Source organism: Streptomyces sp. A012304, from assembly GCF_026008495.1.
Taxonomy (GTDB): Bacteria; Actinomycetota; Actinomycetes; order Streptomycetales; family Streptomycetaceae; genus Streptomyces.
This window is the reverse complement of sequence record NZ_BQUN01000071.1, coordinates 14,892-30,236: the sequence shown is the minus strand read 5'-3', so window position 1 is coordinate 30,236 and position 15,345 is coordinate 14,892. Positions and strand designations below refer to the sequence as shown.

12 protein-coding genes are annotated in these 15,345 nt (G+C 73.7%); 3 read left to right on the top strand and 9 right to left on the bottom strand.

Annotated elements, in window-relative coordinates; genetic code table 11:
- Window positions 1-26 precede the first annotated feature (26 nt).
- Window positions 27-1,148, top strand: coding sequence for a streptophobe family protein (locus tag ALMP_RS16650; protein WP_309299485.1), 1,122 nt, complete (start codon window positions 27-29; stop codon window positions 1,146-1,148).
- A gap of 128 nt (window positions 1,149-1,276) precedes the next feature.
- Window positions 1,277-2,485: a phosphoserine phosphatase SerB gene (serB, locus tag ALMP_RS16645; protein ID WP_264928742.1), complete on the top strand. Its 1,209-nt coding sequence runs from the start codon at window positions 1,277-1,279 to the stop codon at window positions 2,483-2,485.
- Window positions 2,486-2,593: 108 nt separating this feature from the next.
- Here serB and ALMP_RS16640 read toward each other — a convergent pair whose 3' ends face one another.
- The 4 genes from ALMP_RS16640 to ALMP_RS16625 all read right to left on the bottom strand — a co-directional run bounded on the left by ALMP_RS16640 (window position 2,594) and on the right by ALMP_RS16625 (window position 5,057).
- A complete protein-coding gene (locus ALMP_RS16640) occupies window positions 2,594-3,112 on the bottom strand; it encodes a histidine phosphatase family protein (RefSeq protein ID WP_264928740.1) in 519 nt (172 codons plus the stop codon).
- A 107-nt stretch (window positions 3,113-3,219) separates the two neighbouring features.
- Window positions 3,220-3,426, bottom strand: a complete 207-nt coding sequence (locus ALMP_RS16635; protein ID WP_264928738.1) for a hypothetical protein — start codon at window positions 3,424-3,426, stop codon at window positions 3,220-3,222.
- Between the two features lie 187 nt (window positions 3,427-3,613).
- Window positions 3,614-3,730 carry an SGM_5486 family transporter-associated protein gene (locus ALMP_RS16630; protein ID WP_264928736.1) on the bottom strand — a complete coding sequence of 39 codons (117 nt, stop codon included), beginning with the start codon at window positions 3,728-3,730 and terminating at the stop codon, window positions 3,614-3,616.
- A gap of 43 nt (window positions 3,731-3,773) precedes the next feature.
- A complete protein-coding gene (locus ALMP_RS16625) occupies window positions 3,774-5,057 on the bottom strand; it encodes a CynX/NimT family MFS transporter (protein ID WP_264928734.1) in 1,284 nt (427 codons plus the stop codon).
- 95 nt (window positions 5,058-5,152) lie between these two features.
- Here ALMP_RS16625 and ALMP_RS16620 point away from each other — a divergent pair, with 95 nt between their 5' ends.
- On the top strand, window positions 5,153-5,842 hold the full coding sequence (locus ALMP_RS16620) for a FadR/GntR family transcriptional regulator (RefSeq protein ID WP_264928732.1): 690 nt from the start codon (window positions 5,153-5,155) through the stop codon (window positions 5,840-5,842).
- Here the strand turns inward: ALMP_RS16620 and ALMP_RS16615 are convergent.
- The 5 genes from ALMP_RS16615 to ALMP_RS16595 all read right to left on the bottom strand — a co-directional run bounded on the left by ALMP_RS16615 (window position 5,823) and on the right by ALMP_RS16595 (window position 15,292).
- Window positions 5,823-6,173 carry a hypothetical protein gene (locus tag ALMP_RS16615; protein ID WP_264928730.1) on the bottom strand — a complete coding sequence of 117 codons (351 nt, stop codon included), beginning with the start codon at window positions 6,171-6,173 and terminating at the stop codon, window positions 5,823-5,825. The two genes, ALMP_RS16620 and ALMP_RS16615, sit on opposite strands and share 20 nt — an antisense overlap.
- A gap of 184 nt (window positions 6,174-6,357) precedes the next feature.
- A complete protein-coding gene (gene fabI / locus ALMP_RS16610; protein WP_264928728.1) occupies window positions 6,358-7,125 on the bottom strand; it encodes an enoyl-ACP reductase FabI in 768 nt (255 codons plus the stop codon).
- 5 nt (window positions 7,126-7,130) lie between these two features.
- Entirely contained in the window at window positions 7,131-7,835 is a 705-nt protein-coding gene (gene fabG / locus ALMP_RS16605; RefSeq protein ID WP_264928726.1) for a 3-oxoacyl-[acyl-carrier-protein] reductase, read from the bottom strand.
- 141 nt (window positions 7,836-7,976) lie between these two features.
- Window positions 7,977-9,518, bottom strand: coding sequence for a hypothetical protein (locus ALMP_RS16600; protein WP_264928724.1), 1,542 nt, complete (start codon window positions 9,516-9,518; stop codon window positions 7,977-7,979).
- Complete coding sequence (locus tag ALMP_RS16595; protein ID WP_264928723.1) at window positions 9,515-15,292, bottom strand: hypothetical protein; 5,778 nt, start codon at window positions 15,290-15,292, stop codon at window positions 9,515-9,517. The genes ALMP_RS16600 and ALMP_RS16595 overlap by 4 nt, the downstream gene beginning before the upstream one ends.
- Window positions 15,293-15,345: the final 53 nt, after the last annotated feature.

Here is a 15,345-nt window from a genome sequence, read left to right as displayed (position 1 = left end):
GGACCGGGGCCGGTGGCGGTCGGGGTGTGTCGGGGGCCGGGGGTGGCCGGGGCGGTGGCGGGGTGCTGCGTGGCGGTGCTGGGCGGAGTTCCATGGGCCTTCGTTTCGTCGGGGATTGCGCGTTGCGGTTGGGGGTGGTGACGGCGTTGGCGTTGCCCTTGCTCGCCTGGCTGGCCGAAGTGTCGGTGAGCGCGTCCCTGTCGGTGCTCGGGTTCGACGCGTTCGGCGCCGGCGTCGAGTTGCACGGGCACCTCGGCATGGCGCTGCTGCTGGGGGCCGGGTGGGGCGCGGCGGCGGGAGCCGCGGGGGCGCTGCTGGCGTGCGCGACCGGGGCGGCGGGCGGACGGGCGGCGCCGTTGGCGGTGGGGGCGGGGCGAGTTCGGGACGTGGGAGTGGGCGGACCGTGCGGGGGGCCGTGTTCCGGCGGTGAACCGTCCGGGGCACCGCGATCCGCCGGCGAACCGTCCGGGATGCCGCATCCCGGCAGCGAACCGTCCGGGGCACCGCGATCCGCCGGCGAACCGTCCGGGATGCCGCACCCCGGCAGCGAACCGTCCGGGGTGCCGCGTTCCGCCGGCGATCCGTCGTCGGGGCCGTATTCGCCGAGCACGCCGTACCGGCCTCCCAACCCGGCGACCAATCCGTATCTGCGGCTGCCGGAGGGGGCGAGGGAGCCGGAGGACGCACGTCCGGGGCCTGCGGGCGGGTCCGGGTCCGGCGGGGGTCGGCCCCGGTGGGCCCGAAGCGGCGACACCGAGCCCGGGCGGGACGCTCGACCGCCCGGAGGCAACGGATCAGGGTCCGGGTCCGGGGGCGGGGGTGGGGACGGCGGCGGGTCCGGGCGCGGGGGCGGTCGGGCCGGATGGGTGCGCGGACAGGGGCGGCGTCCGGACGTATCGCCGCCGCGGGCCCGGCCCTCGTCCCCGCCACCGGACGACTCCCAGCCGCCCGATCCTTCGGCCACCGCCCGGTCCGGGGAGCTGCTGCCGCCCCGGCGCGATCTGTCCGACGCCCCCACCGTGGTCCGCCCCTATGGGCCGGCCCGGCGGAGGGACGCGGAGGGGTCCGCGGACGACGGGCCGCCTCCGCCGCCTCCCCCTCCCCCGGCTTCGCCGCCCGGGCCGAAGAAGCCGCGGAGGCCGCGGTGAGGGGCGCGGCCCCGGCGCCCCACCCGGGGCTTCAGACGGAGGTCACCCGCAGGACACGTACTGTTCCGTGTCCGCTAGACGGACCTCGGCGGCGGTGACCGGGAGTGGCCGGATACGGTGGACACACCATGAGCGCTTCGCAGACCTCGCCAGCCGATGTCCCCACTCTCCTTGTCAAGATCTTCGGCAAGGACAGGCCGGGCATCACGGCCGGCCTCTTCGACACCCTCGCCGCGTACTCCGTCGACGTGGTCGACATCGAGCAGGTCGTCACCCGCGGCCGGATGGTGCTGTGCGCGCTCGTGACCGAGCCGCCGCGCGGGCTGGAGGGGGACCTCAGGTCGACCGTCCACAGCTGGGCGGAGTCGATGAAGATGCAGGCGGAGATCATCTCCGGCCTCGGTGACAACCGTCCCCGTGGTCTCGGCCGCTCCCTGGTGACCGTGCTCGGGCATCCGCTGACCGCCGAGGCCACGGCCGCCGTCGCCGCCAAGATCACCAAGGTCGGCGGCAACATCGACCGTATCTTCCGGCTCGCCAAGTACCCGGTCACCGCGGTGGAGTTCGCGGTCTCCGGTGTGGAGACCGAGCCGCTGCGCACCGCGCTGGTCACGGACGCGGCCGCGCTCGGCGTGGATGTCGCCGTGGTGGCGGCGGGGCTGCACCGGCGGGCCCAGCGGCTCGTCGTCATGGACGTCGACTCCACCCTCATCCAGGACGAGGTGATCGAGCTCTTCGCCGCGCACGCCGGCTGTGAGGACAAGGTCGCCGAGGTGACGGCGGCGGCGATGCGCGGTGAGCTGGACTTCGAGCAGTCGCTGCACGCGCGCGTGGCGCTGCTGGAGGGGCTGGACGCCTCCGTGGTGGAGAAGGTGCGCACCGAGGTGCGGCTGACGCCGGGTGCGCGCACCCTGATCCGGACCCTGAAGCGGCTCGGCTATCAGGTGGGTGTCGTCTCGGGTGGCTTCACGCAGGTCACCGACGACCTCAAGGAGCGGCTCGGGCTGGACTTCGCCCAGGCGAACACCCTGGAGATCGTCGACGGGAAGCTGACGGGCCGGGTCACCGGGGAGATCGTGGACCGCGCGGGCAAGGCGCGGCTGCTGCGCCGGTTCGCCGCCGAGGCGGGCGTACCCCTGTCGCAGACGGTGGCGATCGGTGACGGCGCCAATGACCTGGACATGCTCAACGCGGCCGGTCTCGGGGTCGCCTTCAACGCCAAGCCGGTGGTCCGCGAGGCGGCCCACACGGCGGTGAACGTGCCGTTCCTGGACACCGTGCTGTATCTGCTGGGCATCACGCGCGAAGAGGTCGAGGCGGCGGACACCCACGAGTAGCCCTCAGTCAGCGGACACCCACGAGGAGCCGCCGGCCCTTCCCCGGCCGGACACGGAAACGGCAGGGCCCGGCGCCGTGGAGGTGCCGGGCCCGCGTGTGCCGGAGGGTCACTCGGAGGGCGCCCAGTAGTCGAGCAGCGTGGCCACGCCCGGCTCCAGGCTCTTCCAGGAGCCGTCGAAGGAGACGACGGCGAAGGCGGCGGCCGGGAAGCCGCGGCGGTTCATCCGCTCGCGGGCGTCGCCCTCGGCCGCGCCGGAGACAATGTCGGCGAGACCCTGGATGCCCGGGTTGTGGCCGATCAGCAGGACGTTGCGCACGTCGTCGGGCGTCTCGTTGAGCAGGGCGATCAGCTCGCCCGGGGAGGCCTCGTAGATCCGCTCCTCGTAGACGGTTTTCGGCCGCTGCGGGAACTCCTGGACGGCGAGCTTCCAGGTCTCCCGGGTGCGGGTCGCGGTGGAGCACAGGGCCAGATCGAAGGGGATACCGGTGTCGGTCAGCTTGCGTCCGGCGACGGCGGCGTCCATGCGGCCCCGCTCAGCGAGCGGGCGCTCGTGGTCGGTCACCTGTGGCCAGTCGGCTTTCGCATGCCGGAAGAGGACGATCCTGCGGGGTTCTGCGACGCTCATGACTCCCAGCTTCGCATGAAACACGCCATGGGGCGCAGGGAGTTGACATGGCCCTTCACTCGCGGACCGGGATGTGAAGGGTGTGCCCGGGGCGTGATCGACACGGGCTAGCGCGTGAGGAACTGCCGCACGCGCTCGACGAGGTGCGTGATCGCCGGGTCGCCGGCGGTCGCGTGGGCGTCGGAGGGGTTCAGCATCAGCAGGAGCAGGCTGACGAAGGCGAGCGTCGGCAGGGCGAGGGCCCACCAGGGCAGGCGGGTGCGGACGCCGCCCGGGGTGACCGGGTGGGGCCGGATGTGCGTACGCGCCGACATGGGTGCCTCCGCTGGCTTCGACTGGTCCGTGGTCCCGCTTCGCGGTCCGTGTCCGCGCTCCGCGGCCACATCTCGAAGGTACGGACTCCGCGACCCTCAACCCATCCGGTGATCCACCCACTTGACCCTGACCCTCACCCCCTAGGGGACAGGGGGGTTAACCCCACCATGCCCGGCGGGCGGGGCGTCAGGGGGAGGCGATCGTCGCGATGACGGCGATGATCACGAAGATGAGGAGGAACGCGCCGAAGACGAGCAGCATCTTCTTCTGGCCGTTCTGCGGGTTCGGGTCGAGCACTGGCATGCGGCAAGTCTCGCACCCCGCGCCCGCGGCGCTCGCCCCGGGGTCAGCGGGCGGCCTCGTCCTCGACCGTGCGGTCACGGCCCGCCAGGACGCCGACGGCCATCTGCGGAAGCATCAGCGCCGCCATCAGCGCGAGCGGCAGTCCCCAGCCGCCGCTGTGCTGATAGAGCACGCCGACCAGGAGCGGACCCGGCATCGAGATCAGGTAGCCGGTGCTCTGCGCGAAGGCCGACAGCTGGGCCACGCCCGCGCCGGTCCTGGCCCGCATGCCGACCATCGTGAGGGCCAGCGGGAACGCGCAGTTGGCGACGCCGATCAGCAGGGCCCAGGCCCAGGCGCCGCCGACGGGCGCGAAGTACAGACCGGCGTAGCCGGCCAGTCCGCAGACGCCGAGCGCGATCACGATGGGGCCCTGGTGCGGCAGCCGGGTCGCCAGGCGCGGGATGACGAAGGCCAGGGGGACGCCCATCACCATCGTGACGGCGAGGAGCAGTCCGGCGGTGCCCGCGGCCACGCCCGCGTCCCGGAAGATCTGCGCCATCCAGCCCATGGTGACGTACGCGGCGGTGGCCTGGAGCCCGAAGAAGACGGCGAGCGCCCAGGCGGTGCGGCTGCGGGTGACACGCAGCCCGACCGGTGCCTCCGCGCGCGGGGCGGGCGTCGCCTGTGGTGCCTCCGCGGGCCGGGCGGGCGTCGCCTCCTGGTGCGCCGTCCGCCCTCGCTCGCGCGCCAGCGGCAGCCACGGCACCACGGCCGCCGCGGCGAGGCCCGCCCACACCGCGAGCCCCGACTGCCAGCTCCCGCCCAGGGCGTCCGTCACCGGCACGGTGACCGCGGCGGCGGCCGAGGTGCCCAGGGCGAGGGCCATCGAGTACAGGCCGGTCATGGATCCCACCCGGTCGGGGAACCAGCGCTTGACGATGACCGGCATGAGGACGTTGCTCACGGCGATGCCCATGAGGGCGAGGGCGCTGGCCGCGAGGAAGGCCGCGGTGCCGCCGGCGAAGGGCCGCACCGCCAGCCCGGTGGCGATGGCCGCCATGCCCGCGCAGACCACCGCGCCCGGCCCGAAGCGGCGGGCGAGGCGGGGGGCCATGACACCGAAGACGGCGAAACAGAGCGGGGGCACGGAGGTGAGCAGCCCGGCGACGCTGCCGCTCATGCCGAGTCCGTCGCGGACCTCCTCCAGGAGGGCGCCGAGGCTGGTGATGGCGGGGCGCAGGTTGAGAGCCGCGAGGACGATGGCGGTCATCAGCAGACGACGCGGCCACGCGCGCGTGGGCGCCGTGCGGAGGTCGTCGGCGGAACTGCGTATGGAGGTGGACATCGTCGTCCCGGTTTCCTGATTTCCCAGCGGCATAACCCCATCATAGAATCATAGGATGAATACTCGGAACACTCTCCCCCACCCCTAGGACGGTCATGCCGCTCAACCACCCCCGCAGGTCGGCACTGTCCGAGCAGGTCATCGCCGCGCTGCGCACCCAGATCACCTCGGGCGAGTGGCCGGTGGGTTCGCGCATCCCGACCGAGCCCGAGTTGGTCGAGCAGCTGGGCGTCGCCCGCAACACGGTCCGTGAGGCCGTCCGCGCGCTCGCCCACAACGGCCTGCTGGACATCCGGCAGGGCTCCGGCACGTACGTGGCCGCGACCAGCGAGCTGGCGGGTGTGATGCACCGCCGCTTCGCCGGAGCCGACCCCCGGCACATCGCCGAGCTGCGGTCCACCCTGGAGTCGTCCGCGGCGAGGCTGGCGGCCGAGCGGCGCACCGAGAAGGACCTCAAGCAGCTCGACGCGCTGCTGCTGCGCCGCGAGGAGGCCTGGGAGTCGGGCGACGCGGAGGCTTTCGTGACGGCGGACGCGACCTTCCACCTGGCGGTGGTGGCCGCCTCCCGCAACGACGTGATGACCGCGATGTACGCGGACCTGGGCGAGGTGCTGCGGGACTGGCTGCGCGCCGACGTCGGCGCGGAGCTGACGCCGGAGACGTACATGGACCACCGACGGCTGGTGGACGCGATCCGGGCCGGCGACGCGGAGAGGGCCGCCGCGGAGGCGGCGAGCTATCCCTTCCTGTGCCGGCCCGGCCGGTTCACAGCTTCTGGTGGCTGACCCAGGCCGCGCCGACCTCCTTCCAGCACCGGCCGGTCAGCCGCACGGTCATGGCGGGGCCCGCGTCGGCAGGGGCGCCGTCGGTGTCGAGGTCCCACCAGCGGGCGCACTCGATGTGCAGGCGGACGCGGTCCACGGTGGCGTGCGGGTTGTGGCAGTGGGCGACGACCTGGGAGCCGTGGACGCCGACGCGGCACTCCGCGCCGAACGGCTCCGCGGTGGGGGTGGGATCCGGTGCCTCCACTCGCGCGTGCGGCAGCGCGTCGTACGGCACGGACAGGACGAGACAGACGGCGACGGTCACTGGGGCGAGGCTGCGGGACAGGCGCACAAAGGGGACCTCCTCGGCGGTGCTGGGGAGGGAAACGCGTGCCGTACGCGCACTTCCGCGTGCGGTACGCGTACTTCATCGTCGCTGGTCGGGAGCGCCGCGCGCCTGGCCGGATGAGCCGAACGGGTGACGCCCCGCTCCCCGCGCGAGGCGGGGAACGGGGCGTCGGGACGTACCGCGGGGGTCAGGCGCCGATGGCGTGCAGACCGCCGTCCACGTGGATGATCTCGCCGGTGGTCTTCGGGAACCAGTCGCTCAGCAGGGCGACGACACCGCGGCCGGCCGGCTCGGGGTCCTTCAGGTCCCACTCCAGCGGGGCACGGGTGTCCCACACGGAGGCCAGCTCGGCGAAGCCCGGAATGGACTTGGCGGCCATGGACCCGATCGGGCCCGCGGAGACCAGGTTGCAGCGGATGTTCTGCTTGCCCAGGTCACGCGCCATGTAGCGGCTGGTGGCCTCCAGGGCGGCCTTGGCCGGGCCCATCCAGTCGTACTGCGGCCAGGCGTACTGCGCGTCGAAGGTGAGGCCGACGACCGAGCCGCCGTTCTGCATCAGCGGCAGGCAGGCCATGGTGAGCGACTTCAGGGAGTACGCCGAGACGTGCATGGCGGTGGCGACCGACTCGAACGGCGTGTTGAGGAAGTTGCCGCCGAGGGCGTCCTGCGGGGCGAAGCCGATGGAGTGGACGACGCCGTCGAGGCCGCCCAGCTCCTCGCCGACGATGTCCGCGAGGCGGGAGAGGTGCTCGTCGTTGGTGACGTCGAGCTCGATGACCTTGGTGGGCTTCGGCAGCTTCTTGGCGATGCGCTCGGTCAGCGTGGGCCGCGGGAACGCGGTCAGGATGATCTCGGCGCCCTGCTCCTGGGCCAGCTTGGCGGTGTGGAAGGCGATGGAGGACTCCATCAGCACACCGGTGATCAGGACGCGCTTGCCCTCGAGAATTCCGCTCATGGTGATCAGTGACCCATTCCCAGTCCGCCGTCAACGGGGATGACGGCTCCAGTGATGTACGAGGCGTCGTCCGAGGCGAGGAACCGCACCGCCGCGGCGATCTCCTCCGGCTGCGCGTACCGGCCGAGCGGCACCTGGGCGACGATGCCCGCCCGCTGCTCGTCGGTAAGGACCTTGGTCATGTCGGTGTCGACGAAGCCGGGCGCGACGACGTTGAAGGTGATGTTGCGCGACCCCAGCTCACGGGCGAGGGAACGCGCGAAGCCGACCAGAGCGGCCTTGGAGGCGGCGTAGTTGGCCTGGCCGGGCGAGCCGTAGAGGCCCACGACCGACGAGATGAGCACGACGCGGCCCTTCTTGGCGCGCAGCATGCCACGGTTCGCGCGCTTGACGACGCGGAAGGTGCCGGTGAGGTTGGTGTCGATGACCGAGGTGAAGTCCTCCTCGGACATGCGCATCAGGAGCTGGTCCTTGGTGATGCCGGCGTTGGCGACGAGGACCTCGACGGGACCGTGCGCGTCCTCGATCTCCTTGTAGGCCTGCTCCACCTGCTCGGGGTCGGTGATGTCGCACTTGACCGCGAGGAAGCCGGCCGGCGGCTCGCCCGAGCGGTACGTGATCGCGACCTTGTCGCCGGCGTCGGCGAACGCGCGGGCGATGGCGAGGCCGATGCCCCGGTTTCCTCCGGTGACGAGAACCGAGCGGCTCAACGGATCACCCTTTCGATAGGGGTCTGACACACCCGCCCGAACCCGTGGATGGCAGGCGGCTTCCCTCGAAACCTATCGGTCCGCTCCGGGTCGGGGACATTCGGGCACCGACAGTGGGTCAGGGGTGTCGCTGTGGGGTCCCTACAGTTTCGCCCAGCGCCGATGGGCGAGCGTCAGCTGCTCGCACAGGGCGTGGAGGGTGGTGTCCCGCAGCGCGCCGCGGTGGGCGAGGACGTTCCTGGCCGTGACGAGTTCCCTCAGCAGGCGCAGTTCCTCGTCGGGCAGCGCCAGCCCGCCGGCCAGGTGCGCGCCGAGCAGCGCGCCGACCTCCAGCTGTGCGAAGGCCGCCTCGGGCCGGGTGCGGTGGTCGGCGGGCGGGCGCGCGGCGTGGGCCGCCACCAGGTCGGCCAGCGGGCGGGTCGCGTAGCGCGTCCCGAGCCGGGCCAGCTGGGCGCGGGCGTCCTCGATCCAGGGGGTCACCACACGCTGCTGGGCCTGCCCCAGCAGCACGTCGACCTCGGCGGGGGTGGCCGTGGCGGCGTACCAGACCGCCGGGTGACGGCGCAGCCTGCCCTCCCAGGACTGCACCAGTCCCCGGGCCCAGGCCGGCCGCAGCCGTGACCCGGGGCGGCGGCGCGTCCCCGCGTCCAGGGCCGCCTCGGGACACAGGCCGGCGGCGGCGACGAGGGAGTCGTCCAGGCAGGAGCGCAGGGCCGGTGCGAGCCCGCCCGCCCGGCCGTCCCACCGGGCCGCCAGCCGCTCGGCGAGCGCCAGGTCGAAGGCCGCGAGTTCGGTGACGACCTCCTCGCGTACGGCGGTCAGGACGCGCTGGGTGACGGTGGTGCCGGGGCCGCGCTCACGGGCGGAGGCCACCACGGTCGCGGTGTCCAGGCGTCCGACCGTGCCCCACCACCAGTGCACGGCGGTGGTGGCGATGTCCCGGTCGAGTTCGTCGGTGAGCGCCTGCGGCACGTCCCGCAGCCGGGCCACGACCAGCAGCCGGGGGCGGGCCTGCGGGGGCAGACCGGCGTCCTTGACCGCGGCGGTCAGGGCGTGGAAGAGCCGCTGCACGGCCCCGCCCCGGACGGCGCCGCCGCGCGGGCCGGGCACGGCCGGTCCGGGGTCGTCGGGCTCGGTCCAGGCGCGCAGCCCGATCACGGGCCGCCAGCGCCGCGCGGGGTCGGTGAGCCGTGCGACGACCTCGCCGGGCTCGACGGCCAGCTCCTTGCCCAGCCGCTCGAACAGCTCGGGTACGGCCTGCTCGCGCACCGCGGGCCGGGCGGGGCGCGCGGGGCGGACGTCCGACCAGCCGAGGTCGAAATCGTCGTCGAAGTCGAGCGCGGGCAGGTCGCCCCAGCCCTCGTCGGCGTCGTCGGCGACATCGGCGGCAGCGGCCTCTCCGGCACGGTGCTCCGGGTCGTCCCAGTGGTCCTGACCCGGTGCCCCGGCCGGTCCGCGCTGGGCGGGCACCGTCAACACGGTCGGCGGGGCCACGTCCAGACGGTCGGGCGTGGTGGTGAGCGCGGCCCGGTACAGCTCCTCCGCCTGTCCCGTCTCCACCAGCTGGTCGGGCAGCAGCCACAGGCAGTTCAGGCCCGCCGCCAGCCGGGCGGCGATCTCGTCGACCTGCGCCCTGACGCCCGGCAGGCCGACGAGTGCCCGGCCGGGCGGGTACGCCGTCACGCGCTCTCCGCGGCGCGGGCGCGCACGGCCCGGAAGGTGACCGGGTCGAGTGCCATGCCTCCGTCCGTCTCGTCGACGACGTTGAGCTCGTCCAGGTGGGCGAGCCAGTCCCGGGTCTCCTCGGGGCCGAGGCCGGTGGCCGCCTCCACGTCGTCGACCGGTACGCCCTGGCCCTCCTCGACGTACTCCGTCCAATGGGTGAGCAGGGTGAGGTCGTGCTCGCTCAGGCCGGACTTCCTGAGGTGGGCGTCGACGTTCGCCGGTTTGGCGGTGACGGTGCGGATGTGGTCGAGGGCGTCGTCGAGGGTCGCCCCACGCAGCGAGACGTCGGCGACGGCGGCCTCCGTCCACTGCGGCCAGCCGGAGGTGGCGTCGGTGAGCCGGCGGCGGTCCTCGCGGTCGACGAACGGGCACTCGGGCCAGGCGCGCAGCGACTCGGCGGTCCAGCGGCGCGGCTGGAGGGTCCGCACCCGCAGCCGTCGGCCCTCGTCGCCGCCGCGCAGCACGCCGACCGCGCCGGCGTCGGCCACCACGACGACCGAGCGGCTCTGCTTGTTCTTGCGTCCCTCGTTCTGCGGCACGTGCTTGTCGGCGGCCGGACCGGCGTGCTCGACGCACCGCCGCAGCTCCTCGCCGAGGGCGTCGGCCGCGACGCCCCTGAGGTCGGCGAGGACGACGTGGGCCGTGCGCGGGCGGGCCGCGGCCGCCGCCGTCAGGACGGCACCGAGGTCCTCGCCGCGCTTAACCTTGAGCACCTTCACACCGCGTCCCTCGGCGAACGCCGAGACGGCCTGGAGCACCAGGTCCGGCTGGTGCAGGGCGGTGGTGGCCACCACCGACACGCCCGGCTGGGCGGCCTCGTGCAGCTGGCCCTCGGTCAGCGGGCTGTAGCGCGGGGCGCCGGTGCTGCGGTCCCGGCCCAGGATGCGCCGGGCGGCGCGCGGGTTGTAGTCGTAGGGCAGGCCGAACTCGGTCTCGTGGAGCTCGGTCTCCAGTTCCTCGCGGGTGCCCAGCATGTTGACGACGTTCGGACTGCGCACGGCGAAACGCGCGCGGTCGCCCAGGCGGATCAGCAGGCCCAGTCCGACCATCTCGTTGAGGTAGATCTCCGCCTGCTGCACCCCGCATTCCTCGAAGCCCTCGGGCCAGGCGTCGCGGGCGAGGTCGAGCAGTTCCTTGGCGCTGTAGTCGCCCTGGTACTTGTCCTTCAGGCTCTCCAGGGCGATGAGGAGCGCGAGGACCCGGTAGCGGTCCTCCAGGTTGATGGTGAACCGCAGCCGTTCCGCTATCCGGCGGCGCAGCGTCTCGGAGGCGGCGACCTCCTGCACGTCGGCCTCGGAGATGGCGGTGGCGCGGCCGGTGACGGCGTAGGGCCGCGAGTGCAGGGTGCGCACCAGCTCGCTGCAGAAGATCTGCACCAGGTTGGCCTGGTAGTTGGTGATGGCGAGGATCCGCCACACCAGTTCCGGTCGTTCGAACACATAGCCGAGGGCGGCCATCGGTTCGGTGACCAGCCGCAGGGCCGCCTGCTGCTTCAGCGGACCCACGAGGACGTCCGGACCGCCGTGCGCCGTCGAGACGTTCGACAGGGCGCCGAAGCGCTGCACCTGGTGCAGACCCGCGAAGACGATCTTGAACCGGCGTTCCGAGTGCTCCATGAGCTGCTGGAAGCGCTTGACGTTGGGGAACGTCGACTCGCCGCCCATGCGGAACGTCCGGCGCGAGTCGGCCGTCAGGAACGCGTCGGCCTCGTCGGCGAGGACGAGCAGCCGGCGCGACTCGTCGGCGTCGAGCCAGTCGCCGAGCTTGCGCACGATGACGTCGGGGCCCGCCTGCTCCGACACCTTGTTGCCGAAGACACCCCGGCGTTTGAGTTCCTCCGCGAGCAGGCTCCAGATCTTGTCGGGCGCCTCGGCCTGGCCGATCTCCGCCTTGAGCAGGTCGAGGTAGACGGCCACGTAGTTGTCGGAGCGGCGCGGGAAGATCTTCGCGACCCGGCGCAGCAGCGCGGACTTGCCGAGCTGGCGGCCGCCGTACAGGAAGAGCCCGCCGCGCGGGTCCATCACCTCCCGCATCTCCTCGTCGCGGCCGTAGAAGACCTCCGGCGGGACCAGTCCCGCGACGAACGGCGTGTACGGGTTGTACGCCGCCCAGGGCAGGGTGACGCGCTGGAGCGCGCGGAAGCTGCCGGGGGCGCGGGCGGCCATCCAGCCCACCACGGCCGGGTCGACGACCAGCGCCTGCTGGGCCCCGGCCCGGGACGCCTCGGCGAGGCGACGGCGTCCCTCGGCGCCCAGCGGGTGCAGGTAGAGCACCACGTTGGCGTCGACGTCGGCGTCCTCCAGGTGGGCGAGAGGGCCGTTGGCCCGCTGCTCCTCCCAGATCAGCTGGACGGTGTAGGAGGTGGCCTGGGAGCCGAGCGCGGCGACGTAACCGGGGCGCTCGGCGACCCGGGCGCGGACCTTGAACCGGCGCACGCCCTGGGTCCGGGTCTCCACGACGGGCTGGCCGCTGGGCTCCAGGCCGAGCAGCCTGAGCACCCGCGGGAGGTGCTGCTGCCACTCGCTGTTGCGGCCGTGCCGGGTGCACAGCGCCTTGAAGGAGCGCAGGCCCAGGTCGGCCGCCTCCGTCAGCGGGGCGCCCGAGCCGTAGCGCGCGGCCCACCAGTCGGCGTCGACGCCGTCGCCGCCCGGCTGCGGGACGCCCGGACCGGTGAGGCCGTCGAGGAACACGGCGAGTTCCTCGCCGTCGTCCTCGGGCCGTTCGGGCAGGGGCTTGCCGCCGCGGGCGAGGGCCAGGAACTCCTCGGCGGTCACCGTGTCGCCCTCGGTGATGAGACCGGCGATCCGGTCGTAGTCGGCCGGGTCGAGCAGTGCGCCGGGGGTGAGCCGCAGCTGCTCCAGCTCCTGGCGCTGGCGGCGGGTGGACTCCTGCACGAGCTGCGACAGCTCGCCCCGCAGCGCTTCGAGCCGCTCCACGGCGTACCGGTAGCGGCCGCCCTTCTCGCCGTCGGCGAACTCCTGGAGGCGGCCCGCGAACTCGCGTTCCTGGTCGGGCGCGAGCAGGTTGAGCGTGCGCATCTGGGCGAGCAGCCCGGCCGCCTCCGCGTGCCGGCGCCGCACGGTCTCCCGCCAGTTCTCGCGCGCCTGCTGCACCCGCCGTTCGGCCCCCTCGCCCCACTCCGCGTCCGGGTTCCCGTACCCGCCGGGGTCCTGCCGTACGGCGTCGACGAGCGAGCGCGCGAGGTGCAGGTCACCGCGGGTGAGGTAGCGGCGCAGGGCGTGCTCGGCGTGCGGCGGCGCCATGAGCGCGGCCATGCGGCGGGCGGTGCGCGGGTCCTGGAGGTCGGGCAGGCCGACGCTGTCGCGCGGCAGGTCGGAGAGGGTGAGCAGGCAGTCGGCGGTGGGGCGGGGGCTGCCGTCCTCGGGGCCGGGGCGGTCCTCGGCGGCCGGCTGGGGCAGCTCGCCCTCCAGCCACTGGTGGAGGAGTTCCAGGGCCGCGCCGCCCACGCCGGGCGGCGGTGCCACGTCCCGCAGGGCGCGGCGCGCGGAGGCCAGTTCGGGGATGCCCGACTGGGACAGGCCGGCCGGGCGCAGCAGGTTGGCGGCGACCGCGTCTGCCTTGGTCAGCACGTCCGCCACGGACCGGCAGGCCGCGTGCAGCTGGCGCAGGGCGCCCGCGGTTATCGGCTCCTTGGCCTGCTTGGGGGTGCGGAAGCGGCTGTCGGTGTTCTCGATCAGCCGGTCGACGTGGTCGGCGCCGCGCAGCTGCTCGGCGCGGGAGCGGAAGTCGGTGGCGGGCAGGGGGCCGCCCTCCACCCACTGGATGACGTCGCGCAGGGCGAGGCCGAGCTCTCCGCGCGGGCCGACCAGGTCCTGAAGGACGCGGGTGGCGCGCTGGTACATCGTCTTGCGGCGGGAGAGGCTGTCGAGCAGCTGGTGGGCCTGTGTGCCGAGTTCCTCGCGCAGGTCGTGGTCCTGCTGCGCGTCGTCGGGGTGGTGCGCGCCGGGGTCGAAGGCCCGGCCGTTGCGCACGGCGGCGACCAGCACGGTGAGCAGTTCCTGCCAGGGCTCGGCCAGTCCGGCCGGCGGGGAGAAGTCACCGACGAGCACGTGCGGCCAGCAGGCGGTGAGCCCCGCGCGCAGGGCGGCCACCAGGGCCACGAGGTAGGCGTCCCGGTCCCGGGCGAGCGGCACCTGGTCGATGTCGTGCATGATCTGGACGTCCGTGGCCTCCGACTCGGTCACGCAGTCGAAGGCGGCGGCCGCGAACGCCAGCGCCCGCGCGCGGACGGCGGGTTCGGCGGACGCCTCGGTCATCCAGTAGGCCTCGGCCAGCCGCCCCGACCGCACCAGGACGGCGACCGGCGGCTCCTTGCCCGTCTCCCAGGGGGCCCGTACGTCCCAGTCGGCGTCCGCGACGGAGGGCGGCCAGGGCTCCCGCTCGAGGATCGTGTCGGGGGTTTGCGGCTCCTCGCCGGGGGCCTGCGGGGCGGGCGCGGTGATGCGGGCGCCGGTGGCTCGGGCGTTCACGGTCTCCGGGTTCTTCGCCGGAGGCTCGGAGGCAGCGGGGGCGGGGGCGGCGTCGCCGGGCTCCTCGGCGCGCTCGGGGGCGACCTCCGCCTCGACCTCCGCTTCGGGCTCCTGAGCGGCCTCCGGCTCGACTTCCGGTTCCGGTTCCGTTTCCGACGCGACGGTCTCTACGGCCTCCACGGGCTCAGCGGACTCCACGGGCTCAGCGGACTCGATGACCTCCACGGCCTCCGCGGCAGGCGTGTCGTCCGCCGCGGCCTCGGCCTCCACCGCGGCCTCCACCTCGGATTCCGGATCCGGCTCCGGTACGACGGTCTCCCGGACCTTCGTCGAGGCGGCCGGCCGCGTCGGCGTGCCGGTCCCGAGCGTGCTCTCCAGCTCGTCGATCTGCGCCCGCACCCGGTTGCGCAGCATGGTGAGCGTCGCGGCCTCGTCCGGGTCCATGGCCGCGTCGATCAGCGCGTCGTAGGACTCGGAGCGCTCCCGCAGCGCGGCGAGTTCCGCGCGGGACCTCTCCAGCCGTGCCCGCTCGGCGGTCAGCCACGCGTAGTCGGACTCGTGCGACCAGTCGACCCCCTCGTCCGCGCACCGGTCGGCGACGCGGTCGCGCAGGCAGATCCACGCCGTCACGGTGTCCGCCAGGTCCTGGGCCGCCGTGGGACGCCGGCCGGACTCGACCACGTCGGCCACCGCGCGCAGCGTGGCCGCCACCTCCCGGCCGGAGTCGGCGAGTTCGGCGAGCCAGACGTCGAGCCGTTCCTCCGCCGCCCCGCCGCCCCCGCCGTCGGCGTCCTGCACGCCGTCCGGACCGTGGTGCACTGCTGCTGTCACGACTCTCCTGAGGATCTCAGCGGGATTCGACGGGGGTTGACGGTCGGCTGCCGCGCGCAGCGCGTCCGCGTGTCCTTGGGCTTGGCGCGCGAACGGCGTCTTCTGCAGCTCCGGGGAGAGCAGTCCGTACAGCGCGCAGCGGGCGAGCGTGGGTTCGAGGACGCTGAACATCGTCTGGAGTTGTTCGAGCGTCGGATCGCCCAGCAGTTCGTCGGGGCAGCCGTGGTCCTCGACGAGCGCGTGGTACGCCCAGGTCAGGCCGCAGGATCCGGCCAGCTGGAGCTGCGGTTGTCTCGCTCTGGTGACCCACACCCGGAAGGTGTTCAGGTCACGCCGGGTGATCGTCGTGCGGCTGCGGACGTCATGGCCGCGTGCGCAGGACTGGTGGCGCAGACACTGATGCGCCGTCAATAAGCTGCGAATGTCGTGCTCGTCGAGCGACGAGAGCCAGGTACGAAAATCAC